Here is a 23,558-nt window from a genome sequence, read left to right on the forward strand (position 1 = left end):
ACTATAATCCAACTTGGTCACTTATTGTCAAGCCATCATCGACGCGGTATCGTTTTTCCATGAGCGAAATTGACACAAGCACACCCCAGGCGCGCGGTCCCGTCGACCACAGCGTTCGAGAGCAGATTGTCGCGGCGGCCGGAGAACACTTCAGCCACTACGGCTACGAAAAGACCACGGTTTCGGATCTGGCCAAGGCGATCGGTTTTTCCAAGGCCTACATCTACAAGTTCTTCGACTCGAAGCAGGCCATCGGCGAGGCCATCTGCGCCCAGTCCTTGAGCGCCATCATTCTTGCGGTCGAGGAAGCGGTGGCCGGCGCGCCCACGCCTACGGAAAAATTCAGACGAATGTTCAAGACCTTGGTGTCGACCGGCGTGGGTCTGTTCTTCAACGACCGCAAGCTGTACGACATCGCCGCGCATTCCGCCGGCGAGGGCTGGCCATCTGCACGCGCCTACTGCGAGCGCATCCGGCAGATCCTGACCGAGATCGTCCGCGAAGGTCGGGAGAGCGGAGAGTTCGAGCGCAAGACCCCGCTGGACGAGACGGTGCACGCGATCGATCTGGTCATGCAGCCGTATGTGAATCCGTTGCTGCTCCAGTACAACCTCGATGTGGCCGACGAGGCACCGACGCAGCTATCCAGTCTGGTGCTGCGCAGTCTTGCACCCTGAGGGCCGCAAGAAGTGAAAAGTGACTATTGACAATATTGGTCACTAGATGGAGGATGGAGGCCTTCGTTCCCGGAGGTCACCATGTTCCAGCGCCGCACTTTTCCCTTCTTCGCCGTCGTCGGCCTGCTGCCCCTCGCTCTGGCGGCGTGCGGCGAGGCCACGTCTTCGATCGACCCGCGCACCCAGATTCCCCTGGTACGGGTCGGAGCAGTTGAGGCCGCCGCACAGGCTGAGCGGTCCTTCACCGGCGTCGTTGCGGCGCGGGTGCAGAGCGATCTGGGTTTCCGTGTTCCAGGCAAGATCGTGGAGCGCCTGGTCGACACCGGCCAGACCGTCAAGCGCGGCCAGCCGCTCATGCGCATCGACCCCACCGACCTGCGGCTTGCCACGCGCGCCCGTGACGAGGCCGTGACCGCTGCCACGGCGCGGGCACGCCAGACCGCAGAAGACGAAGCGCGATACCGCGATCTCGTCGCGACTGGCGCGGTGTCCGCTTCCGCCTACGATCAGATCAAGGCCGCCGCCGACGCGGCCCGGGCCGAACTGGACGCAGCCCAGGCGCAGGCCGACATGGCCCGCAACGAAACCGGCTACGCAGTCCTGCTCGCCGACGCCGACGGCGTGGTGGTGGACACCCTGGTGGAGCCGGGCCAGGTCGTCGGCGCCGGGCAGGTGGTCGTCCGTCTCGCCCATGTCGGTCGCCGCGAAGCGGTGGTCGATCTCCCCGAAACCTTGCGCCCGGCGGTCGGCTCGGCAGGCGTCGCCACGCTGTACGGCAGCGGGCTGACCGGTGCAGCCCGGCTGCGCCAGCTGTCGGATGCCGCCAACCCGCTTACACGCACCTTCGAGGCGCGCTACGTGCTGGAGGGCCGGCTGGCGGAAGCGCCACTGGGCTCGACCGTATCCATCCACATCCCGCGCGACGGCGCCGCCCCGGCGCTGCAGGTGCCGATCGGTGCGCTCTTCGATCCGGGCAAGGGGCCCGGTGTATGGGTGGTCGAGGGTGAGCCCGGCTCGGAACCCGGTACGCGGGTCACCTGGCGTGCGGTTCAGGTGGCCGGCCTCGGTACCGAAACGGCTGCCATTACCGGCGGCGTCTCCGCTGGGGATCGCATCGTCGTGCTGGGCGCCCACCTGCTGCAGGAAGGCGAACACGTCCGCGTGGCAGACAGCAAAAACGCCGCACGTGTGGCGGCGTCCAGCGGAGCGCTGCAATGAGCGCACCGACGCATTCGACCGAGGGCGCGGCCCCTGCCCGCCACCCGGCAGCGGATTCGCCGAGCGCCTTCAACCTGTCGGCTCTGGCCGTACGCGAGCGCTCGGTCACCCTGTTCATGATGATCGTGATCTTCGTCGCCGGCGCGGTGGCCTTCCTGACGCTGGGCCGGGCGGAAGACCCGGCCTTCACGATCAAGCAGATGACCGTGGTCACCGCCTGGCCCGGCGCCACCGCAAAGGAGATGGAAGAACTCGTCGCCGAACCGCTGGAAAAGCGCCTGCAGGAATTGCGCTGGTATGACCGGGCCGAGACCTACACGCGCCCGGGCCTCGCCTTTACCACGCTGAACCTGCTCGACAGCACGCCACCGGCTGACGTACCCGAGGAGTTCTATCAGGCGCGCAAGAAACTCGGCGACGAGGCGCTCAAGCTGCCGCGTGGCGTCATCGGCCCGATGGTGAACGACGAGTACGCCGACGTGACCTTCGCGCTCTACGCCTTGAAGGCGCGCGGCGCCGCGCAGCGGCAGCTCGTGCGCGATGCGGAAACGCTGCGCCAGCGCCTGCTGCACGTGCCGGGCGTCAACAAGGTGAACATCATCGGCGAACAGGCCGAACGGATCTTCGTCGAGTTCTCCCACGACCGCCTCGCGACCCTCGGCGTCTCGCCGCAAGCCCTCTTCGCGGCGCTGAACGGGCGCAACGTCATGACGCCCGCGGGCTCGATCGAAGCCAAGGGGCCGCAGGTGTTCATCCGGCTGGACGGCGCGATCGACGACCTGGAAGCGATCCGCAACACGCCGGTCGCGGCGCGCGGACGCACGCTCAAGCTCGGCGACGTGGCCGAGGTGAAGCGCGGCTACGAGGACCCGGCCAGCTTCCTCATCCGCAACAACGGTGAACCGGCCCTGCTGCTCGAGGTGGTGATGCGCGAGGGCTGGAACGGCCTCGATCTTGGCCGCGCGCTGGAGGCCGAAGCCGCCGCGATCAACGCCGAGCTCCCGCTGGGCATCAGCCTGTCCAAGGTCACGGACCAGTCGGTCAACATCAGTTCGGCCGTCGATGAATTCATGCTCAAGTTCGTTGCCGCGCTCGGCGTGGTGATGCTGGTGGGCTTCCTGAGCATGGGCTGGCGTGCCGGCATCGTGGTGTCGGCCGCGGTGCCGTTGACCCTGGCCGCCGTCTTCGTCGTCATGGCCGCCACCGGCAAGAACTTCGACCGCATCACGCTGGGTTCGCTGATCCTCGCCCTCGGCCTGCTGGTCGATGACGCAATCATCGCCATCGAGATGATGGTGGTGAAGATGGAGGAAGGCTACGACCGCATCCGCGCAGCCGCCTACGCGTGGAGCCATACCGCCGCACCCATGCTGTCGGGGACGCTGGTGACGGCGATCGGCTTCATGCCGAACGGCTTCGCCAAATCGACCGCCGGCGAATACACCAGCAATATGTTCTGGGTCGTCGGCATTTCGCTGATCGCGTCCTGGATCGTCGCGGTGGTGTTCACGCCCTACCTCGGGGTCAAGCTGCTGCCCAACTACACGCCGCGCGAGGGCGGGCACGGGGCGATCTACGCCACGCCGAACTACCAGCGCTTCCGCCGCCTGCTCGGATCGGTGATCCAGCGCAAGTGGCTGGTGGCGGCGAGCGTGATCGGTGTCTTCGTCGTCGCGGTGCTGGGCATGGGCGTGGTCAACAAGCAGTTCTTTCCGACCTCGGACCGGCCGGAGGTGCTGATCGAAGTGCAGATGCCCTATGGCAGCGCGATCCAGCAGACGAGTGCGGCGGTCGCCAAGGTCGAGGCGTGGCTGGCCGAGCAGCCGGAAGCGAAGATCGTGACCGCCTACATCGGGCAGGGGGCACCGCGCTTCTATCTGGCGATGTCGCCGGAGATGCCCGACCCGTCCTTCTCGAAGATTGTCGTCCTCACCGACGACCAGGACGCGCGCGAGGCGCTCAAGCTCCGGCTGCGCCAGGCGGTGGCCGACGGTCTGGCGCCGGAAGCACGCGTACGGGCCACCCAACTGGTGTTCGGTCCGCCCTCGCCCTTCCCGGTGGCCTTCCGCGTGATGGGGCCGGACGCCAACACGCTGCGCGAGATCGCCGCAGAGGTGCGCGGCGTGATGCAGGCCTCGCCGCAGATGCGCACGGTCAATACCGACTGGGGCGAGCGCGTGCCCACCCTGCGCTTCTCGCTCGACCAGGACCGGCTGCAGAGCCTCGGCCTCAGCTCCAGCGACGTGGCGCAGCAGCTTCAGTTCCTGTTGAGCGGCATCCCCATTACCGAGGTGCGCGAAGACATCCGTTCGGTGCAGGTCGCTGCCCGCTCGGCCGGGCACACCCGGCTCGATCCGGCCAGGATCGGCGATTTCACGCTGGTCGGCGCGACCGGCCAGCGGATTCCGCTGTCGCAGGTGGGCTCGGTGGAGGTTCAGATGGAAGACCCCATCCTGCGCCGCCGCGACCGCACGCCGACCATCACCGTGCGCGGCGACATCGCCGAGGGGCTGCAGCCGCCGGATGTGTCCACCGCCGTCTGGCAGGATCTTCAGCCCATCATCGCCAGGTTGCCGGCGGGCTACCGGATCGAACTGGCCGGTTCCATCGAGGAATCCGCCAAGGCCAACAGCGCCTTGCTGCCGGTCTTCCCCGTCATGATCGCGCTGACGCTGATCACCATCATCTTCCAGGTCCGCTCGATCTCGGCGATGACGATGGTGTTCGCCACCGCGCCGCTGGGCCTGATCGGGGTGGTGCCTACGCTGCTGCTGTTCAACCAGCCCTTCGGCATCAACGCGCTGGTCGGCCTGATTGCGCTGGCCGGCATCCTGATGCGCAACACGCTCATCCTGATCGGCCAGATCCACGACAACGAGAAGGCGGGCCTGGCCCCCTTCGATGCGGTGGTGGAAGCCACCGTGCAGCGCGCGCGTCCGGTCATCCTGACCGCCCTCGCCGCCATCCTGGCCTTCATCCCGCTCACCCAGTCGGTGTTCTGGGGAACGCTCGCCTACACCCTGATCGGCGGCACCTTCGCCGGCACCGTTCTGACTCTGGTGTTCCTGCCGGCCATGTATTCCATCTGGTTCAGGATCAGGCCCGCGGGGCGCAGCGCTGACCCGTCCGTGCTCCAACCCAGTCACCTATAGAAAGGAACTGTCATGTCGCATTCCAAAGTCGTCGTCGTTACCGGTGTGTCGTCGGGCATCGGACGCGCCGCCGCCCTGAGCCTGGCCAGTCAGGGTTGCCAGGTGTTCGGCACCGTGCGCAACCTTGCCAAGGCAGAGCCGGTACCGGGCGTTGCGCTGATCGAGATGGATGTGCGCGACGAAGCCTCGGTCAAGCGCGGAATCCAGGCGGTCATCGCTCAGGCCGCGCGCATCGACGTGCTGGTCAACAGTGCGGGCGTGACCCTCCTGGGCGCAGCCGAAGAAACATCGATCGCCGAGGCGCAGACGCTGTTCGACACCAACCTCTTCGGCCTCCTGCGCACGACCAAGGCGGTGCTGCCGCACATGCGCACGCAGCGCTCCGGCCGCATCGTCAATGTCAGTTCGGTGCTGGGCTTCCTGCCGGCGCCCTACATGGCGCTCTATGCGGCCTCCAAGCACGCGGTTGAAGGCCTGTCCGAATCGCTGGACCACGAGGTCCGCCAGTTCGGCATCCGCGTCGCGCTGGTCGAACCGTCCTTCACCCGGACCAATCTGGATGTCAACGCGCCCCACGCCACTTCAAGGATTCCCGACTACAACGAGGAGCTCGGCATCGTTTCGCGCGCCATCCAGAACAATGTCCAGAAGGCGCCCCGGCCCGACGGCGTCGCCGCCGCGATCGTCGGCGCCGCGCTGGGTACATGGAAGATGCGCCATACGCCGAAGGGCGAAGCGTCTCTGCTGGCCAAGTTGCGCCGCTTCATGCCCGCCGGCCCGGTCGAGAAGGGCCTGCGGAAGACCTTCGGGCTCGCCTGAACATCCGCACCGACCGAGCCCGGCCATGAGAAATCACCAACCGACTACGTGCGCGCCATGACCGCCCCCGACAGCCAGACCGTGGCGGGCTCGCCGCCGATGATCGAAGAGGCGTCACCCGCCCTGCCCGCCGACGCCGCCTCGCCGTGGCCGGTGTTCTGGGTCGCCAGCGTGGCGGTGTTTCTTGTGTCGATGGACGGCACCATGCTGTTCGCCGCCTTCAGCGCCCTGCGCGCCGGTTTTCCGCAGGCCACGGCAGCAGACCTCTCCTGGGTGCTGAATGCCTACACCGTTGTCTATGCCGCGATGCTGATTCCCTCGGGCGGCCTGGCAGACAGGCATGGGCGCAAGAAGGTTTTTCTCGCCGGTGTTGCACTGTTTCTGGCGGCGTCCGTTGCCTGTGGTCTGGCGGTCAGCGTGGAGTGGCTGGTCGCGGCACGAGTCTTCCAGGCCCTGGGCGCCGCACTGCTGACGCCGGCATCGCTCTCGCTCTTGCTGGCGGCCTTCCCCGCCGACAGGCGTGCCGTGGCGGTCAGCCTGTGGGGCGCGGTGGGCGGCCTGGCCGCGGCGGTGGGCCCCAGCCTGGGCGCCTTCGTGATCGCATCGCTCGGATGGCAATGGGCGTTCTATCTGAACGTGCCGCTGGGCATGCTTGCCATTTGGCGCGGTGCAACGCTGCTGACGGAAGCGAAGCAGCCGGCACGGGGGCGACCGCTTGACCTAGTCGGAATCGCCCTGCTGGTCCACGGCATCGGCGCGCTGGCGCTGTCCATCGTGCAGGCCGACTCGCCTGACTGGTCGCGTCATGACCTGCTCGCCACCGCCGGCGTCGGGCTAACGAGCATCCTCGGCTTTGTCGTCTGGGCCCGGCTGGCCGGGGCGCCGCTGGTGGATCCGGGGCTGTTTCGCAACACCACCTACCGCTACGTCAATCTGGCGACGCTGAGCTTCGGTACGGCGTTCTCGATGATGTTCTTCGCATTCTTCTTCTACATGAACGCGATCTGGCGCTACCCGCTTCCACTGGCCGGTCTGGCGATGGCGCCCGGGCCGCTGCTGGTGGTTCCGGTGGCAGCGCTGTCTGGCCGTCTGGCCGGGCGGCACGGTCACCGCCCGGTGCTGGTCGCCGGTTGTCTGATCTACGCGGCCAGCGCGCTGTGGTTCTTCATGGTGCCGGGCACCGAGCCCGCCTATCTGACGCACTGGCTGCCGGGCATGGTGATGAGCGGCATCGGCGTGGGCATGGTGCTGCCGTCGCTGTCAGGCGCCGCCGCCAGCCACCTGCCCCCGGAGCACTACGCCGTCGGCAGCGCGGTCAATCAGGCGATACGTCAGATCGGCTCGGTCATGGGGGTCGCCCTCACCGTGCTGCTGTTGGGCGGTGCGAGTCTGCACCGTGCCGACTTCGACGCCGTTTATCTGTGCCACATGAGCCTTGCACTGTTGACCGCCGCGCTGTGCCTGCCCGTCAACACCGCGCCTGCGGCCGGCGCGAAAAAATGAGCGGGGCCCGCGCCAGGCGATTCATGCAATTGCATTCATCGAGTGCGGCGATCATCGACGTCGAAGCGCGAAAAGCGTGAAGCGCGCCGTCCGTCCGTTACTCGATCACCCGGTTCTCGAAGAAGTTTGCCCGCCTCGTTCAGGTCGATCGCCGCAACGTCGGCCGAGGGCGGTCTCCGTCAGCGTCTGGCTGGACCGCCGCGAACTTCGATCCGGCGCAGACGAGAAGGCGCGCGACGAGTGAGTTGCTGTCGACGAACCTCGGAGGTGCGCACTCAACGCGGTGGGTGATATATTCACCTATCTATTCACAAATCCATTCAAAGAATGTCGCCCCACGCCGAATCAATACGGCTTCGCCTCAGCGGCGGGCCGCTGACCGCGCGCCAACTGGCTGAAAGCATGGGCATCAGCCAGCCGACGGTGTCCCGTGCGCTGGCCGAGCTGGGCGACGACATCGTGCGCATCGGCGCCGCGCGATCCATTCGTTACGCGCTGCGCGACACGGTGCGCGGGCTGCCGGACATCCCCATCCACCGCGTCGACAGCGAAGGCCGGATCACGCTGCTCGGCACGCTGGTGCCGGTGCGGCCCGACGGTTTCGTGATGCACCAGACCGATGGCGCAACGCTGCATAGTGAGGGCCTGCCCTGGTGGCTGATGGACATGCGCCCGCAGGGCTTTCTCGGCCGCGCCCACGCTGCGCGTCACGGTGCTGCGCTCGGGCTGCCGGCGCGGCTCGCCGACTGGAGCGACACACACGCGCTGCGCGCACTGCTGGCACACGGTCACGACAGGGTGGGGAATCTGCTGGTGGGTGAGGTCGCCCGCGACCGCTTTCTGTCGCAGCCCCTGCCCGCCCCCATCGCCGACACCGACCTTGCAGCAACCTATGTCCGTCTGGCCGCCGAAGCAGCACAAGGCGACGCACCCGGTTCGTCGGCAGGGGGCGAACAGCCGAAATTCACGGCCTGCGCGATGACGCCGGCCGGCCCCCGGCACGTGATCGTGAAGTTCAGCGAAGTCGAAGACAGCCCGGTGAGCGAGCGCTGGCGCGATCTGCTGCGCGCCGAACACCTCGCGCTCTCGGTGCTGCGCGAGGCCGGCATCCCGGCCGCCCTCACCACCCTGATCGAGCACGGCGGACAACGCTTCCTGCAGGTCGAACGCTTCGACCGCGTCGGCCCGCTCGGCCGGCGCGCACTGCTGTCGCTTACCGCGCTCGATGCCGAGTTCGTCGGTGCCGCTGCGGAAGGCTGGCCCGTCATCGCGCACCGACTGGCGCGCGACCGCCACATCACCCCCGATGCGGCCGCTGGCGCCTGCCTGCTCTGGGCCTTCGGCACGCTGATCGGCAACACCGACATGCACGGCGGCAACCTGTCCTTCGTCGCCGAACAGGGCCGCCCCTATGCGCTCGCCCCCGCCTACGACATGACGCCCATGGCCTTCGCCCCGCGCAGCGGCGGCGGCCTGCCGGACACCGTGCCGGAGGCGGTCATCCACGTCGGCATCGCCCACGACACCTGGCGCCAGGCCGAGGCGCTGGCACGCGCCTACCTAACGCGCATCTCAGGCGACGGCGGATTCAGCGCACGATTCGCGCCCTGCGTTGCGGCGCTGGTGACTCACCTCGACACTGCGAGCGCGCGCATTGCGCGGCTGGGGTGAGCGGCGCGCGGAACCGGAGACAGACGGAGACTCGAAGGAACGCCCGCGTTCAGATCGACGAAGGGTCGGGCTTGCGGGCATGGCTACCCGCAGCACGCGCCTGCAGATAATCGAACGCCTCATCGGCATCCACCACCCGTCCGCAACGCGCCACCTCTTCGCGCGCCCGCAGCGCATCGGCTACGAAGGCTGTGCGACGTTCGGCCACTGCGGTCTGCAGTTCAAGCGCCTCGACCATAAAAGCGTGTTCGCTCTTGCCCGACTGCTGCGCCACCGCAGCGATTCGGGCTTTCAGTTCATCGGAAAGCACCAGCGTGATCGTGCTGCTCATCATCCAGATTCCAGTAGCGAGCCAGGAACCATCGTAACGCCCGACAAGATCGGACGCCGCGACGGGTGACGAACGACCGCTTGCGGTGGTTGCAGGAGAAGCCAGACTGCACGCACTGCGATCACCCGGAGGAACACCGACCATGGCCAGCAATCTCATCGTCCGGAACGTCGCCCCCGCCATCATCCAGGCCTTGAAGGAAGCGGCGGCGGCGCATGGGCGCAGCGCCGAAGCGGAACATCGCGAAATCCTGCGCGCCGCCCTCGCCCGCCCCGCAAGGCGCAGCCTGAAAGACGTGCTCGCCGCCATGCCGGACCTGGGCACCGACGATGACTTCAAGGTCCGGCAAGGCTGATGTACCTGCTCGACACCGACGTGATCAGCGAACTGCGCAAGGGCGCACGGGCTGACGCCGGAGTCCTTGTCTTCTTTGCCGCGCTTGATCCGCAGCGTATCCATCTGCCGGTCCAGACCATGGGAAAACTGCGTCGCGGCCTGGAAGACATCCGCGGCCGCGGCGACTTGTTTGACATCAGATTCGCACCTACCATGACCATAGTTCCGTGACCATGCTCAGAAGAGGCCCGATGTGAGTACCGAAGTGTCCAAATCCCAGTTCAAGGCGCGCGCGCTCGAATACTTCCGCGACGTGGAACGCAGCGGCGAACCCCTCATCGTGACCGACCGCGGCGAACCGCGGCTGGAAGTACGTCGCTTCACACAGCGCGAGCGCTCGCCGCTGGACATCCTGCGCGGCTCGTTGCTGCGGTATGACCGGCCGACCGAACCGGTGGGAGAAGACGACTGGGACGCCGCGCGGTGATCGTGCTCGATACCCACGCGCTGCTGTGGTGGGCCAACGGTGAACGCGCGCAGTTGTCCGCCGCCGCAGCGTCGGCCATCGATGCCGAAATGGACGACGGCCAGATCCTCGTTTCAAGCATGTCGGCATGGGAACTGGCCATGCTGGTCGAGCGCGGGCGCGTCGCGCTGTCGATGGACGTCGCATCCTGGCTGGACACCCTCAGCCTGATCGATGCGGTGCAGATGGTGCCGGTGGACAGTGAAATCGCCGTGAAGAGCGTGCAACTGCCGGGGGACTTCCACAAGGACCCGGCCGACCGCATCATCGTCGCCACCGCGCGCAAGTTCGCCGCACCACTGGTCAGCGCCGACGAAAGGATCAGGAGCTACCCGCATGTGCGGGCGATCTGGTGAAACGGCGGGAGGGCCTCCGTGTGCGCGACTTGTAGCCGCTGGCAGATCGGGGCTGCCGTGGAGTTGACCGCGCCTGCGCTGCCAGCCTCTTAAGTCGCAGGCACTGCGGAATTGTTGTTGCGTCCCTTATTGTTACCTGTTCCTCACGGGGCGGATTGCGTCTCCGTCGGGCACGATTCCCAGTGCATCGTCACAAATTCAACTCGCCCATCCCTTCCGAACGAAACGCCCCCCCCAATACCATTCCCATATTTCCTCAAGAGCCAGCGCCCCGGCAGGGCGCACCTCTCGTTCGGGACGCTTCAGCAATAGCGCCCTCACTTGGTCCTTGCTCATTCCCACTTGCACCGAGCAGCGCCGAAGGCAGGCGGGATCAAAGTCCTTGCACCCCTGTACTGGAGCTTTGAGAAACTGGCAGCCTGACATCGCCAAGAGCTACGCAGCAAGGACTGCCACAAGAGAAGACCGACGCCGAAAAACGCATAGATCTTGCGCTGATCGAAAAAAGTCGATAACGATCCGGGAAGTCGATTTCCTCACCGCACAACGATCTTTATAAACATGAGGCATCAGCAGACAAACACGTCCTAAATTTGACAATAAAAGCCGTGACCCACCCTGGTAATAATATAACAATAGGGGACGTACCACGATTACCAATAGCCGCCAGAAAAATCGTGGTCTGTCCCCTATTGTTCGCCTATTGTTCGTTGGTTCCAGCAGGACTGCTTTTTCGAAGAACACTGGCTCTTCGTCTATGAGGCCTACCGGCGCGGATGGTTCGCCGCCGAAGTTGCAGCATCGCAGATCGCCCAGGAACCCTGTGCAGTCATGCTCCAAGACGCGGGCGTAACTTTCATCGTGGATAACGCTCACGCCACTTACATTCCGCCGCGCGCACTCCCCTTTGGAGGAGGTGGTGGTGGGTCGGGATGATTGGCGCAAGGCTTAAGGACAACAAGGGGCAGGCCACGGACAATAATACGGAACGGCTTCAAAATCGTGATCCACCCCCAATAATTCTCGATCTTGAACCTCGACGATACAAAACTTAAAAAACCCTTGCTCAATCGACCACACGATTCATATCAACCTCGAAACCGGCACTTCTTAACTCACGAGCCAGCTTTATCTTCCACCCTTCACTGCCATCTATTTTCTCGTAGACTAGGCCAAGTATATCTGACGGCATTTCAACATCACCTTTGATCAAGACAAAGGTCTTCTCCCTACCCAGTTTCGCAGAGAAAAAACCCAACTCGAGCACAACATTTTGCCTTGCCCGATGTTTCTTTTCTTCCTCCCTACCGACTGGATAACCGAAATCATCAGGTGTCAGTAAAACCACTGCGAAACCCGCTCTCTTGGCGAATTCCTCAAACTTCTCAATCACCGTCATACCGCGATTTACTTGTTCTTGAAGAATAACCGGAGTTATACCAAGCCTTTCTAGAAAACGCGCCACACCATGCTTTGTCCCCTCATCGTGTCCATGAACCAAGAACACCGAATTATTATTAGGGAGTTCACCGCTCAAAGCGGAACCTTCAAACCGGGTTGCCATGAGGATGCCTTCGGTCCCGATAGATGACCGCCACCTCCCCGACAACTTCCCATCGCCCGAAATCGTCGCAACAGCTTGCACAACTCCGAGCTCAAAAAGAGTATTTGACTGACGGACCGGTGTCATATGCACCGAGAGAGAATCCCCCGCAGTACCCTCAAAGCTGTATTCATATTGGCCGAACTGAGGCTCGCTAATTGTCGCCGTACCAGTAACAAGCTCATCATTCTGCCGCAAATCCAAGGTAAATCCTCCTTGGTTCGTACCCGAAATCGTGCCTGTCCAGTACCCGGAATAATCAATAGCCATCACACCCTCCTCATTGGACTGCGTGAGAACAATCAGCACTCGTCACTAAATCTAGACCCCGCCAAAAGTCCACGATTCGAGACCACGGTTTTAGCGCATCCGCCTGTAAAAATGGAATAAAAAAGCCGGCGAATGCCGGCCTTTTATCCCACCATCAATCCCAACTCAACGCCCCACCCGTCTGATACTCGATCACCCGGGTTTCGAAGAAGTTGCGTTCCTTCTTCAGGTCGATCATTTCGCTCATCCACGGGAAGGGGTTTTCCGCGCCCGGGTAGAGCACGTCCAGACCGATCTGCTGGGCGCGGCGGTTGGCGATGAAGCGCAGGTATTCCTTGAACATGTTGGAGTTCAGGCCGAGCACGCCGCGCGGCATGGTGTCTTCGGCGTAGCGGTATTCCAGCTCGACTGCCTTGCGGAACAGGGCCTTCAGCTCTTCGCGGAATTCCGGGGTCCACAGGTGCGGGTTTTCGAGCTTGATCTGGTTGATCAGGTCGATGCCGAAATTGCAGTGCATGGACTCGTCGCGCAGGATGTACTGGTACTGCTCGGCAGCGCCGGTCATCTTGTTCTGGCGGCCGAGGGCGAGGATCTGCACGAAGCCGACGTAGAAGAACAGGCCTTCCATCAGGCAGGCGAACACGATGAGACTCTTCAGCAGCTGCTGGTCGGCTTCAGGCGTGCCGGTCTTGAAGGCCGGGTCGGTCAGCACGTCGATGAAGGGGATGAGGAACTCGTCCTTGTCACGGATGGACTGCACTTCGTGATAGGCGTTGAACACCTCGCCTTCGTCCAGGCCCAGCGACTCGACGATGTACTGGTAGGCGTGGGTGTGGATGGCTTCCTCGAACGCCTGACGCAGCAGGTACTGGCGGCACTCGGGCGCGGTGATGTGGCGGTAGGTGCCGAGCACGATGTTGTTGGCGGCCAGCGAGTCGGCGGTGACGAAGAAGCCGAGGTTGCGCTTGACCAGACGGCGTTCGTCTTCGGTCAGGCCGTTCGGCGACTTCCACAGTTCGATGTCGCGCTGCATGTTCACTTCCTGCGGCATCCAGTGGTTGGCGCAGCCGGCGAGGTACTTTTCCCAGGCCCACTTGTACTTGAAGGGCACGAGCTGGTTCACGTCGGTGCCGCCGTTGATGACGCGCTTGTCTTCGGCGCGGATGCGGCGCATGCGCGCGTCGCCCTGGGCGGCCGGCGTGGCCGGCGGCGACATCGGCAGTTCGCGCGAATCGGGTTCGAACGGACGCGATGCGGGCGTGCGCAGCGCCAGACCGGGTTGCGGTGCGGTCATCGGCAGGTCGTCTTCGAAACTCAGCATTGTTGTTTTCTCCTTCAGTCGGCGCGCACAGCGCGCCGGATATTGCTTTAGTCAGGTGGGGCGATGCGCGGAGCACACTCCGCTCGCCCCTGGCCCCCAGCGTCTAGCCCCCACCCTTGCCTGCAGAAACAGGCAAGGGTGGAAAGTCCTCACTGGCAGGCTTCGCAGGTGGGATCGTCGATGGCGCAGAACTTGGGCGCAGGCTCTTCCGACTGGCTGGGCACCGCGTTCAGTTCGCCGCCGCGGCCGGTGGATTTCTCGGCGTGGGTGGCGCCCATGGCGCGCAGGTAGTAGGTGGTCTTCAGGCCGCGCAGCCAGGCGAGCTTGTAGGTTTCGTCCAGCTTCTTGCCGGAGGCGCCGGCCATGTAGATGTTCAGGCTCTGCGCCTGGTCGATCCACTTCTGGCGGCGCGACGCGGCTTCGACCAGCCACTTCGGCTCGACTTCGAAGGCGGTGGCGTAGAGCGCGCGGATGTCGGCCGGGATGCGGTCGATGCGCGACAGCGAGCCGTCGAAATACTTCAGGTCGGCAACCATCACTTCGTCCCACAGACCCAGCTTCTTCAGGTCACGCACCAGGTGCTCGTTCACCACGGTGAATTCGCCCGACAGGTTCGATTTGACGAACAGGTTCTGATAGGTCGGCTCGATGCTGGCATCGACGCCGATGATGTTCGAAATGGTGGCGGTCGGCGCGATCGCCAGGCAGTTCGAGTTGCGCATGCCGTAGTTGGCGATGCGGTTGCGCAGCGCGTCCCAGTCCATCGTGACCGAGCGGTCGACTTCGAGGTAGCCGCCGCGCTGCTCGGCCAGGATGTCCAGCGAGTCGTGCGGCAGGATGCCGCGGTCCCACAGGCTGCCCTTGTAGCTGGAGTAGCGGCCGCGCTCTTCGGCCAGTTCGGTCGAGGCCCAGTAGGCGTAGTAGGCCACCGCTTCCATCGAACGGTCGGCGAACTCGACCGCCGCGTCGCTGGCGTAGGGCGTGCGCAGTTCGTGCAGCGCTTCCTGGAAGCCCATCAGGCCCATGCCGACCGGGCGGTGCTTCAGGTTGGCGTTGCGCGCCTTGCCGACCGAGTAGTAGTTGATGTCGATGACGTTGTCGAGCATGCGCATCGCGGTGCGGATGGTCTTGCGCAGCTTGTCGTGGTCGAGCGCCTTGCCGCCCTTGCCGTCGTCCTTCAGGTGGGCGACCAGGTTCACCGAGCCGAGGTTGCACACGGCGATTTCGGTGTCCGAGGTGTTCAGCGTGATTTCGGTGCAGAGGTTCGAGCTATGCACGACGCCGACATGCTGCTGCGGCGAACGCAGGTTGCACGGGTCCTTGAAGGTGATCCACGGGTGGCCGGTCTCGAACAGCATCGACAGCATCTTGCGCCACAGCGCGACCGCCTGCGTCTTCTTGAACAGACGGATTTCGCCGCGCGCGGCTTTCTCTTCGTAGCGGGTGTAGGCCTGCTCGAAGGCGCTGCCATAGAGGTCGTGCAGGTCCGGGCAGTCGGCCGGCGAGAACAGCGTCCATTCGCCGTTTTCCATCACGCGGCGCATGAACAGGTCGGGAATCCAGTTCGCCGTGTTCATGTCGTGCGTGCGACGGCGGTCGTCGCCGGTGTTCTTGCGCAGGTCGAGGAATTCCTCGATGTCGAGGTGCCAGCTTTCCAGATAGGCGCAGACGGCGCCCTTGCGCTTGCCGCCCTGGTTCACCGCAACCGCGGTGTCATTGACCACCTTCAGGAAGGGCACGACGCCCTGCGACTTGCCGTTGGTGCCCTTGATGTGCGAACCCAGTGCGCGCACCGGCGTCCAGTCGTTGCCCAGACCGCCGGCGAACTTGGCCAGCAGCGCGTTTTCCTTGATCGCCTCGAAAATGCCGTCGAGATCGTCGGCCACCGTGGTGAGGTAGCAGGACGACAGCTGCGGGCGCAGCGTGCCGCTGTTGAACAGCGTCGGCGTCGAGCTCATGAAGTCGAAGCTGGACAGCAGCTTGTAGAACTCGATCGCGCGCTCTTCGCGGTTGATCTCGTTCAGCGCCAGACCCATGGCCACGCGCATGAAGAAGATCTGCGGCAGTTCGATGCGGCGGTCGCGGATGTGCAGGAAGTAGCGATCGTACAGCGTCTGCAGGCCGAGGTAGTTGAAGCGCAGGTCGTTGCGGTGGTCCAGCGCGGCGCCGAGCTTGGCGAGGTCGAACTGGGCCAGCTTGGAATCGAGCAGTTCGGCTTCGATGCCCAGCTTGATGTAGCGCGGGAAGTACTCGGCGTAGGCAGTGGCCATCTCTGCCTGCGAAGTTTCCTCACCCAGCACTTCGGCGCGGACCGTGTGCAGCAGCAGGCGGGCGGTCACGTAGCCGTAGGCCGGGTCCTGCTCCAGCAGCGAGCGGGCGGCCATGATGGCCGACTTGCGCACTTCCTCGACTGGTACGCCGTCGTACAGATTGGACAACGTGGCGTTCAGGATGGCGTCGACCGACACCACGTCGCCGAGCGCCTCGCACGAAGCTTCGATCAGACCGCGCAGCGCGGCGTGGTCCAGCGGCATGCGACGGTTGCCGTCGACCACGTGCAGCACCGGCTGGTCAGCCGCGGCTTCGACCGCGTGCTGCTTCTGCGCACGCTCGGCGGCACGCTTCTCGCGGTACAGCACATAGGCGCGGGCCACGTCGTGCTCTGCCGAGCGCATCAGCGCCAGTTCGACCTGGTCCTGGATGTCTTCGATGTGGAAGGTGCCGCCGTGCGGCTGGCGACGCACCAGCGCCTGCACCACCTGGCTGGTGATGCCAGCCACCTGTTCGCGCACGCGCGCCGACGCGGCACCCTGCCCGCCATTCACCGCCAGAAAAGCCTTGGTCACCGCGATCGAAATCTTGGCCGGCTCGAAATTCACCACCGCACCGTTGCGGCGGATCACCTTGTAGTCGGCGTGCAGCGCCGCCGTGTTCGGCAGCTCGTCGATGCTGATCTGGTCGGGGCTGGGGGACTGCGGACGGGTGCTGGCGTGTTCGGCGGTCAATTGCATGCGGACGTCTCCCTGTAAGGCCGTCGCGAGCGCGACGGAGAAGCGGTTTTTGATGGGATTTCGCTAACTGACCACTATAGGTAGTGGTTGAAGCTCGATGAGCTACTAATTCTAGTGAGCCAATCCGGCACCCGCAAGCGCGATTTTTCTGCTAGGCCGCGCTGCGGCGGCCCGAAAATCACCCTTCGGCGCACAGGGGATTGGCACCGGACAAGGGCTGGCGGAGAGGAATCCGGCGCAAACGCCGGTATGGCGGCAATCAGTCCGGCCGGGTGACGCCGGGCAAGCGTTTCCAGTCGAAGCAGGCACCGGGATCGGTCTTTCTTCCCGGCGCGATATCCGAATGACCTACCACGTCGACCACCGGATGCCGTTTGCGCAGCGCGTCAATCAGCGCTGCGGCGCACCGGTATTGGGCATCCTCGAAGGGCAGCACGTTGCAGCCTTCAAGCTCTATGCCGACCGAGAAGTCGTTGCAGCCCTCCCGCCCGCCCCAGCTCGAACGCCCGGCGTGCCAGGCCCGACGCGTGGTCGGCACGAACTGCAGCAGCTCTCCGCTGCGCCGCACCACGAAATGCGCCGACACGCGCAGCGGCGCGACGTCGACGAAGTACGGGTGGGCCGTCGGGTCGAGCCGGTTCAGGAAGAGGTCTTCTATATAGGGGCCGCCGAACTCGCCCGGCGGCAGACTGATGCAGTGCATGACCACCAGCGACACCGGCTCGCCCTCGGGGCGCGGGTCGGAATTCGGCGATTCGATGCGGCGGGCGGCCAGGCACCAGCCTTCGGCGTCGATGTGGAAATCGGTCGTCATCGGGTGTGGCCAGGCAGAGGCAGATCGCGAGCAAGCTCGCTCCCACGTCGGGGCCGGCTGCGTGCGGGAGCGCGCTTGCTCACGACAAGGCGCCCCACATCCTGACGACGGTGGCCGCTGCACTCAGTCATTGATGCCCAGCCGCTGCAGCCGGTAGCGCAGCGAGCGGAAGGTGACGCCGAGCAGGCGGGCGGCGGCGGTGCGGTTGTAGCGCGTCTTGCGCAGCGCGTCCTCGATGGCGGCGCGCTCCATGCGGTCGAGGTAGTCCTGCAGCGGCAGTTCGCCGGCCGGCATGTCGGGCACCTCGTCGTCGACCGGCATCAGGCCGAGATCGGCGGCGTCGATGCGATCTCCCGAGCTGAGCGCGTAGGCGCGCTCGAGCACGTTCTCCAGTTCGCGCACATTTCCGGGGAAGGGATAGGCGCACAGCGCATCGACCGCCGCACGCGTCAGTTCGGGTTTCTTGCCATCGGCGGCGGCGATGCGTTCGAGCAGGGTCTGCGCCAGTTGCGGGATGGATTCGCGGCACTCGCGCAGGCTGGGCATGCGCAGTTCGAGCACGTTGAGCCGGTAGAAAAGATCCTGGCGGAAACGGCCCTCGTCCACCATCTGCCGCAGATTGCGGTGGGTGGCGCTGATCAGGCGCACGTCGGTCGCCTCCTCGGTGCGTGCACCGACGCGACGCACCGATTTCTCCTGTATCGCGCGCAGCAGCTTCACCTGCATCGCCAGCGGCAGGTCGCCCACTTCGTCGAGGAACAGCGTACCGCCGCGCGCCGCCTGGAAATAGCCCTCGCGGTCTGCGTCGGCGCCGGTGAAAGCGCCTTTCGCATAACCGAAGAACTCGGACTCGACCAGGTTCTCCGGAATGGCACCGCAATTGACCGCGATGAAAGGCCCTTCTCGCCGCGCACCCAGCTCGTGGATGAGCCGCGCTGCGCGCTCCTTGCCGCTGCCGGATTCACCGTGGATATGCACCGGTGCGCCACTGCGGGCGAGCTTGGCGATGGTTTCGCGCACCTGCGTCATGGCCGGCGCGTCGCCGACCAGCGCGTCGGTGCCGGCCGGTCGCGCCTCGCCGCCGCGCGACGGCAGGTCGAGCGCCGAACGCACCAGTGCGCGCAACTGCTCGATCGATACAGGTTTGGCGAGGTAGTCGAAGGCGCCTGCCTTCAGTGCCGCGACCGCGTTGTCCATGCTGCCGAAGGCGGTGATGACGGCCACCGGCAGGTCGCGGTGGTGTTCGGCGATGTGGCGCACCAGCTCCATGCCTTCGCCATCGGGCAGACGCATGTCGGTCAGGCACAGCGCGAAGCGTTCCTTGCCCAGCAGTTCGCGCGCTTCGCCGACCGAACCGGCGAGCGAGGCGTGCAGGCCCATGCGCGCCAGCGACATGTCGAGCAGTTCGCGCAGGTCGTCTTCGTCGTCGACGACCAGCACCTTCAGTTCCCGCTCAGTCCGCCGCCGTTCCATGATTCGTCCAAGCTCCTGTTCAGGCCGCGCAGGCGAAAGTGCGCACCCGGCGAATTATCCACGAAGTCGAGCGCGGCCCCGTTGGCGTCGCTGAGTTCGCGCGCGATGTAGAGGCCGAGCCCGGTACCGCGGCTGTGCGTGGTGAAGAAAGGTTCGAACAGGTGCGCGCGCGCGCTGTCGGACACGCCGGGGCCGTTGTCGACGATGTCGAGCAGCGTGGCGTCCTCGGTCGCGCTGACCGTCAGGCGCACCGCGCCGTCGTCCGGGCCGGCAAAGCGCAGCGCATTGCCGAGCAGGTTCCACAGCACCTGATGCAGATGGCCGCGATCGAACCAGATGCGCGCCGGCACCCCGGTTTCGATGTGCACGCGGGCACGCACGCCGGGCTCGCGCATCGCGAACTCGTCGACGAAGGTGCGCACATAGGCGCCCAGTTCGAGCAGTTCCGGCTCGGCGCGGTCGCGGCGCCCGAGCTCCAGCACGTCGCTGACCATGCGGTCCAGCCGCTGCGCGTTGTCGCCGATGATGCGGGTGAGCCGCGCCTGGGTTTCGGCGCGCCGCTCCTCCTGCAGCAGTTCGGCCGCCTGGCTGATGGCGGCCAGCGGATTGCGTATTTCGTGCGCCATGCTGGCGGTCAGCCGGCCCAGCGCAGCGAGCTTGATCTGCCGCGCCTGTTCGCGCAGCCGCGCCAGATCTTCGATGAACACCAGATGCCCGCCGGCACCGCCGGCCGGCACGCAGCGCACGCGCAGCGCCGCCGGTCGCGACGGCAGGTCCAGCACGAACACGCGCTCGCGGTCGGGGTCGGCCTGCGCCGCCATCGCCGCGGCGAGCGCGGGCGAATAGTCAGCCAGCATGACCGGGCGCGGCATCAGCGGATCGAGCAGGCGGCGCGCCTGCGGATTGGCCTGCCGCACGTGGCCGAGCGTGTCGACCACCAGCACGCCGTCGTCCATGTCGCGGATCACCCGTTCGTTCACCCGCACCTGCTCGGCCAGGTCGCGACCCCGCTCGCGCGCCAGCGACTCGTTGGCGATGACCCGACGCGCCAGCAGGCGCACCGCGATCGCGGTGGCGAAGAAGCCGATGCTGATCGAACCGACATGCACGAAGCCACCGGCGTCGGAACCCAGCGTGACCCACTGCATCGCCTGCTGGAACAGCATGGCCAGGCTGGCCACCGCGGCGTAGAACACCGCCAGCCTGCCCTGCCCGACCAGTGCCGCGAAGGCCAGCACGACCACGTGCATGAAGGGCAGACCGGTGCTGAGTCCGCCGCCAGCATAGGTGAGCAGCGTGAGGAAGAAGATGTCGGCGAGTACGCCTGCGGTCAGCCGCGCGTCGTCGGTCGGCAGCAGGCGGTCGGCGCCGAGCATGACACAGACGGCGAACACCCAGTAGCCGCGCGCGGCGCTGGCGAACAGCGCGCCGCGGTAATCGGCAAAGCTGATTTCGCCGGGCACGCCGAACACCAGCGCGACCAGCACCGAGGCGATCAGCAGACGATACAGATTGAAGTAGCGCAGCGAACTCACCCGCGCCGCCGGCAGCGCGGCGGCGGCGGCGGCGTCAGACCCGGCCGTTGTGAGCATCGCGATGCTCGGGGCAGCAGAAGTATTGCGCATCGGTGAACACGGCCTCGCCCTCGGGAATGCGCAGACCGCACTCGGCGCACTGCACGATGCGCTCGGCCACCGGCTCGGCAGGTTTGTTCTTGTCGGACTTGGAGCGCGCAGGCTTCTTGAAGAACCACAGCCAGGCCAGGAAGGCCAGGAGCGCAAAAAACAGGATGCGGGACATCTCGGGCGACGGCAGGCGGAATGCGGAGGAAAAGCAGCGTACCAGCTTGGCCGGGCAGCCGGCGCAGAAAACAAAGAAGCCACCCCCGAGGGTGGCTTTTTCGTCGGATTCCTGGTCGGGAAAGGGTGCACACTCCGCCCCGGGGCGTTGCCGGTATGCGCCGCCACAGATATCTCCGGCCTGCCGGCAGCTGACCGGGGAAATCATCATCCGGTGCGTGCCGAGCGGCGCATGGACGCCTGGCGCCCGAATGATCCATTCAGTTCTGTTACATTCCGGCCGTACATGTACGAATGTCCACAGCCGAGGAACCCCAATTGAGGCGTCTGATTGACCATCGAGTTTTCCGGCCGGTACCGTTTTCGACGCTAGTCCTCGGTGCATTCATGTGTGGGTCGGCACATGCCCAGACCCCGGGAAACTGGCCGCTCGACCGGCAGGTCGATGAGGCCTTCCAGCAAGTCATGCGTGCGCCGGCCGACATGGAAGCCGGCTTGAACTATGCCCGCCTGCTCGTGAAGGACGGCAACTACGAGGGCGGCATCGCCGCCTTGGAACGCCTGCTGCTCGATCCGGCCGCTCACCCGGCCGTGCGCGTAGAACTGGCCGTGCTGTATTACCGCCTGACGTCCTACAGCATGTCGGAAGCCCTGCTGCGGCAGGCGCTCGATGACAGCCGCCTGACGGGTGAGCAAAGGACCGTTGCGGAGAACCTGCTGCGCGATGTCAGCAAGCGCAACCAGGTGTCGCAGTTCGACGGTCTTCTGGTGTTCGGCGTGCGCGCGCAGACCAACCCGGCGGCACGCTCCGACCGCGACACGGTGCTCTCAGGCGGCCTGCCGCTGGCGGTCGCCTCGCCGTTCAAGCCGAAGTCGGACACCGATCTGCAGGCGACCCTGCGTCTGGACCACCGCTATGACCTCGGCACGCAGAACGAGGCGGCCGTCGTCAGTTCGCTGGTGGCCCAGGTGATCAAGTACAGCTCTTCGTCCGGCTCCCGGTTGTCGCCCAGTCAGGCGGATCCGTACAACCTCGCGCTGGTCGAGGTGACCAGCGGCATCCGCTTCAAGCCGTCCGCCACCGGCGCGCCGGGCCTCACCCTGCGCCCTCACCTCATCGTCGGCACGCTCAGCGCACAAGGCCACAAATATCTGGACAGCTACGGCGCCGGGCTCGATGTGGGCTACCTGATCAACGAGCGCACGGTGATCGACGCCGGTTACGAGTACCGCAATTTCGATTACGCCTCGCGCATCGACGTGCCCAACGCCAACCTGCTCGGCGGCCCGGACAATCTGTTCCGCGTACGTCTGACCCGGGAACTGAGCCCGGGCACGGCACTGAGCGGCGAACTGCGCGCCCGCTTCCATCGCACCGACCGCGAGTACTACGACTACGACGGCTACGAAGGGCGGCTGACCTATGCGTTCAGCTATGCAAACCCCTTCGTCGCCAACGGCGGCGCCTGGACGACCTCGATCTGGGGCGGCGTGCATCAGCGCCACTACCAGGCCGCCGATCCGTCGGTCGATCCGACCAGACGGCGCCGGGATACCGAGTGGCGCATCGGTATCGGCAACACCGTGGCACTGTCGGCCGCCTGGTCGCTGCTGATCCAGGTCGAGCACATGGACACCGACGCCAACCTGCCCAACTTCCGCAACAAGAATTCTTCCTTGTTCGGTGCAGCCGCCTATCGCTTCTGAAGCGCGCACAGCCCTGCACCTGACAATGAACCGATACGATTGCACGAGGAACATGCAATGACCCCGCCGATTTCCAAGGACTGGTGGATCGCCGCGGCGCTGACCAGCGCCGCGCTGCCGACCGCCTTTGCGCAGACCGCATCAACGCCCCGTGCGGGTGTGGTGTCCGCCATCACGTCCAGCGCCCCCGCCACCACCAACGCGAAGACCGTGATGGTCGGCGATAATGTGGTTCCCGGCGAAACGCTGCGCACCGGACCGGACGGGCAACTGCACGTTCTTTTCCTCGACCAGTCGGCCCTCACGCTGGGTGCCGATTCCGAGCTGGTCATCGAAACCTTCAACTACGACCCGGCCAGCAGGCAGGGCCAGATCCGGCTGCGCCTCAACCAGGGCCTGCTACGCGTGGTCGGCGGACACATCAGCAAGAACACCGCGACCGAAATCGCCACACCGCACGGCAAGGTGGATATCCGCGGCGGCATCACCATCGTGAACTCAGACGCGAACAGCACGAACGCCACCTTCCTGTTCGGTCAGCAGATGCAGATGACCGACAACAACGGCAACAGCCAGAACGTTACGCGTCCGGGCTTTAGCGTCGGCAGCAGTTCCCAGGGCATGCCAGCACCGTCACGCACCGACTCGCAACAACTCAGATTGCTGTTGAACCGGCTGGAAACCCGGCCGAACAACGTCAACCAGGTCAGCCCCAATCCGTCGCCTGCCCCCAGCGGCCAGTTGCTCAGCACCGGAAATACGCCTGGCGGCGCCACCACCCCGGGTAACACGCTGGCCAACGACAGATTGCGGAACGTTGTCGACAATTCCGCCGCAAACAATCCGTCGCAGACGCTGCGCAACCTCCTGTCGGTCGGTCAGCTCAATAACGCTTCCTGAGCACGCGTCTTGCGGGAGCGAGGCGGGTGACCGATCCGGGTCGCCCTGCGGCAAACGCTCCCGCCGCCTTC

The 23,558-nt window shown here is 65.4% G+C and carries 20 protein-coding genes; 12 read left to right on the forward strand and 8 right to left on the reverse strand.

The features are described 5' to 3' along the window. Positions 1–59: 59 nt before the first annotated feature. From AC51BJ_RS11690 to yjjJ, 6 genes are all read left to right on the forward strand, one after another. On the forward strand, positions 60–677 hold the full coding sequence (locus AC51BJ_RS11690) for a TetR/AcrR family transcriptional regulator (RefSeq protein WP_496280334.1): 618 nt from the start codon (positions 60–62) through the stop codon (positions 675–677). 81 nt (positions 678–758) lie between these two features. Beyond that, the gene (locus tag AC51BJ_RS11695; RefSeq protein WP_496280335.1) at positions 759–1,895 is read left to right on the forward strand and encodes an efflux RND transporter periplasmic adaptor subunit; all 1,137 of its coding nucleotides are present in this window, start codon (positions 759–761) and stop codon (positions 1,893–1,895) included. Beyond that, on the forward strand, positions 1,892–5,047 hold the full coding sequence (locus AC51BJ_RS11700) for an efflux RND transporter permease subunit (protein WP_496280336.1): 3,156 nt from the start codon (positions 1,892–1,894) through the stop codon (positions 5,045–5,047). Before AC51BJ_RS11695 ends, AC51BJ_RS11700 begins: the two co-directional genes overlap by 4 nt. Positions 5,048–5,059: 12 nt before the next feature. Beyond that, positions 5,060–5,866 (forward strand): oxidoreductase, encoded by an 807-nt coding sequence (locus AC51BJ_RS11705; protein ID WP_019919196.1) that lies wholly within the window; start codon positions 5,060–5,062, stop codon positions 5,864–5,866. A 57-nt stretch (positions 5,867–5,923) separates the two neighbouring features. Then, positions 5,924–7,369 (forward strand): DHA2 family efflux MFS transporter permease subunit, encoded by a 1,446-nt coding sequence (locus tag AC51BJ_RS11710; protein ID WP_496280337.1) that lies wholly within the window; start codon positions 5,924–5,926, stop codon positions 7,367–7,369. Between the two features lie 327 nt (positions 7,370–7,696). Further along, a complete protein-coding gene (yjjJ, locus tag AC51BJ_RS11715; protein ID WP_496280338.1) occupies positions 7,697–9,040 on the forward strand; it encodes a type II toxin-antitoxin system HipA family toxin YjjJ in 1,344 nt (447 codons plus the stop codon). Between the two features lie 49 nt (positions 9,041–9,089). Here the strand turns inward: yjjJ and AC51BJ_RS11720 are convergent, their stop codons facing one another. Next, positions 9,090–9,374 carry a CopG family ribbon-helix-helix protein gene (locus tag AC51BJ_RS11720; protein WP_496280339.1) on the reverse strand — a complete coding sequence of 95 codons (285 nt, stop codon included), beginning with the start codon at positions 9,372–9,374 and terminating at the stop codon, positions 9,090–9,092. A gap of 139 nt (positions 9,375–9,513) precedes the next feature. Here AC51BJ_RS11720 and AC51BJ_RS11725 point away from each other — a divergent pair, with 139 nt between their 5' ends. The 4 genes from AC51BJ_RS11725 to AC51BJ_RS11740 are packed head-to-tail and all read left to right on the forward strand — an operon-like array spanning position 9,514 to position 10,589. Next, positions 9,514–9,726, forward strand: coding sequence for a FitA-like ribbon-helix-helix domain-containing protein (locus AC51BJ_RS11725; protein WP_496280340.1), 213 nt, complete (start codon positions 9,514–9,516; stop codon positions 9,724–9,726). After that, positions 9,726–9,938, forward strand: coding sequence for a PIN domain-containing protein (locus tag AC51BJ_RS11730; protein WP_496280341.1), 213 nt, complete (start codon positions 9,726–9,728; stop codon positions 9,936–9,938). The genes AC51BJ_RS11725 and AC51BJ_RS11730 overlap by 1 nt, the downstream gene beginning before the upstream one ends. A 22-nt stretch (positions 9,939–9,960) precedes the next feature. Then, entirely contained in the window at positions 9,961–10,194 is a 234-nt protein-coding gene (locus AC51BJ_RS11735) for a type II toxin-antitoxin system Phd/YefM family antitoxin (protein WP_496280342.1), read from the forward strand. Beyond that, a complete protein-coding gene (locus AC51BJ_RS11740; protein WP_496280343.1) occupies positions 10,191–10,589 on the forward strand; it encodes a type II toxin-antitoxin system VapC family toxin in 399 nt (132 codons plus the stop codon). Before AC51BJ_RS11735 ends, AC51BJ_RS11740 begins: the two co-directional genes overlap by 4 nt. A 1,066-nt stretch (positions 10,590–11,655) precedes the next feature. Here AC51BJ_RS11740 and AC51BJ_RS11745 read toward each other — a convergent pair. The 7 genes from AC51BJ_RS11745 to AC51BJ_RS11775 form a co-directional block, all read right to left on the reverse strand. Then, entirely contained in the window at positions 11,656–12,462 is an 807-nt protein-coding gene (locus AC51BJ_RS11745; RefSeq protein WP_496280344.1) for a TIR domain-containing protein, read from the reverse strand. 154 nt (positions 12,463–12,616) lie between these two features. Beyond that, the gene (locus tag AC51BJ_RS11750; RefSeq protein WP_019919205.1) at positions 12,617–13,783 is read right to left on the reverse strand and encodes a ribonucleotide-diphosphate reductase subunit beta; all 1,167 of its coding nucleotides are present in this window, start codon (positions 13,781–13,783) and stop codon (positions 12,617–12,619) included. 149 nt (positions 13,784–13,932) lie between these two features. Beyond that, positions 13,933–16,794: a ribonucleoside-diphosphate reductase subunit alpha gene (locus AC51BJ_RS11755; RefSeq protein WP_019919206.1), complete on the reverse strand. Its 2,862-nt coding sequence runs from the start codon at positions 16,792–16,794 to the stop codon at positions 13,933–13,935. A gap of 259 nt (positions 16,795–17,053) precedes the next feature. Then, positions 17,054–17,608, reverse strand: coding sequence for a 1,6-anhydro-N-acetylmuramyl-L-alanine amidase AmpD (ampD, locus tag AC51BJ_RS11760; RefSeq protein ID WP_496280345.1), 555 nt, complete (start codon positions 17,606–17,608; stop codon positions 17,054–17,056). Positions 17,609–17,731: 123 nt separating this feature from the next. After that, positions 17,732–19,081, reverse strand: coding sequence for a sigma-54-dependent transcriptional regulator (locus AC51BJ_RS11765; protein WP_496280346.1), 1,350 nt, complete (start codon positions 19,079–19,081; stop codon positions 17,732–17,734). Beyond that, positions 19,051–20,673, reverse strand: a complete 1,623-nt coding sequence (locus AC51BJ_RS11770) for a sensor histidine kinase (protein WP_496280347.1) — start codon at positions 20,671–20,673, stop codon at positions 19,051–19,053. The genes AC51BJ_RS11765 and AC51BJ_RS11770 overlap by 31 nt, the downstream gene beginning before the upstream one ends. Next, positions 20,651–21,091 (reverse strand): PP0621 family protein, encoded by a 441-nt coding sequence (locus AC51BJ_RS11775; RefSeq protein ID WP_496280348.1) that lies wholly within the window; start codon positions 21,089–21,091, stop codon positions 20,651–20,653. Before AC51BJ_RS11775 ends, AC51BJ_RS11770 begins: the two co-directional genes overlap by 23 nt. Before the next feature lie 284 nt (positions 21,092–21,375). Between AC51BJ_RS11775 and AC51BJ_RS11780 the strand changes: the two genes are divergently transcribed. Next, positions 21,376–22,587 (forward strand): hypothetical protein, encoded by a 1,212-nt coding sequence (locus AC51BJ_RS11780; protein ID WP_496280349.1) that lies wholly within the window; start codon positions 21,376–21,378, stop codon positions 22,585–22,587. A 57-nt stretch (positions 22,588–22,644) separates the two neighbouring features. Continuing rightward, positions 22,645–23,487: a FecR family protein gene (locus tag AC51BJ_RS11785; protein WP_496280350.1), complete on the forward strand. Its 843-nt coding sequence runs from the start codon at positions 22,645–22,647 to the stop codon at positions 23,485–23,487. Positions 23,488–23,558: the final 71 nt, after the last annotated feature.

The organism is Methyloversatilis sp. S146-33, from assembly GCF_059552495.1.

Bases quoted from the DNA above. Each gene is read 5' to 3' on its own strand.
- AC51BJ_RS11700 (WP_496280336.1), top strand. From the start codon at position 1,892: ATGAGCGCACCGACGCATTCGACCGAGGGCGCGGCCCCTGCCCGCCAC.
- AC51BJ_RS11750 (WP_019919205.1), bottom strand. From the start codon at position 13,783: ATGCTGAGTTTCGAAGACGACCTGCCGATGACCGCACCGCAACCCGGT.
- AC51BJ_RS11710 (WP_496280337.1), top strand. From the start codon at position 5,924: ATGACCGCCCCCGACAGCCAGACCGTGGCGGGCTCGCCGCCGATGATC.
- AC51BJ_RS11730 (WP_496280341.1), top strand. From the start codon at position 9,726: ATGTACCTGCTCGACACCGACGTGATCAGCGAACTGCGCAAGGGCGCA.
- AC51BJ_RS11765 (WP_496280346.1), bottom strand. From the start codon at position 19,081: ATGGAACGGCGGCGGACTGAGCGGGAACTGAAGGTGCTGGTCGTCGAC.
- AC51BJ_RS11785 (WP_496280350.1), top strand. From the start codon at position 22,645: ATGACCCCGCCGATTTCCAAGGACTGGTGGATCGCCGCGGCGCTGACC.
- AC51BJ_RS11745 (WP_496280344.1), bottom strand. From the start codon at position 12,462: ATGGCTATTGATTATTCCGGGTACTGGACAGGCACGATTTCGGGTACG.
- AC51BJ_RS11695 (WP_496280335.1), top strand. From the start codon at position 759: ATGTTCCAGCGCCGCACTTTTCCCTTCTTCGCCGTCGTCGGCCTGCTG.
- AC51BJ_RS11775 (WP_496280348.1), bottom strand. From the start codon at position 21,091: ATGATGATTTCCCCGGTCAGCTGCCGGCAGGCCGGAGATATCTGTGGC.
- ampD (WP_496280345.1), bottom strand. From the start codon at position 17,608: ATGACGACCGATTTCCACATCGACGCCGAAGGCTGGTGCCTGGCCGCC.
- AC51BJ_RS11725 (WP_496280340.1), top strand. From the start codon at position 9,514: ATGGCCAGCAATCTCATCGTCCGGAACGTCGCCCCCGCCATCATCCAG.
- AC51BJ_RS11705 (WP_019919196.1), top strand. From the start codon at position 5,060: ATGTCGCATTCCAAAGTCGTCGTCGTTACCGGTGTGTCGTCGGGCATC.
- yjjJ (WP_496280338.1), top strand. From the start codon at position 7,697: ATGTCGCCCCACGCCGAATCAATACGGCTTCGCCTCAGCGGCGGGCCG.
- AC51BJ_RS11755 (WP_019919206.1), bottom strand. From the start codon at position 16,794: ATGCAATTGACCGCCGAACACGCCAGCACCCGTCCGCAGTCCCCCAGC.
- AC51BJ_RS11770 (WP_496280347.1), bottom strand. From the start codon at position 20,673: ATGCTCACAACGGCCGGGTCTGACGCCGCCGCCGCCGCCGCGCTGCCG.
- AC51BJ_RS11690 (WP_496280334.1), top strand. From the start codon at position 60: ATGAGCGAAATTGACACAAGCACACCCCAGGCGCGCGGTCCCGTCGAC.
- AC51BJ_RS11720 (WP_496280339.1), bottom strand. From the start codon at position 9,374: ATGATGAGCAGCACGATCACGCTGGTGCTTTCCGATGAACTGAAAGCC.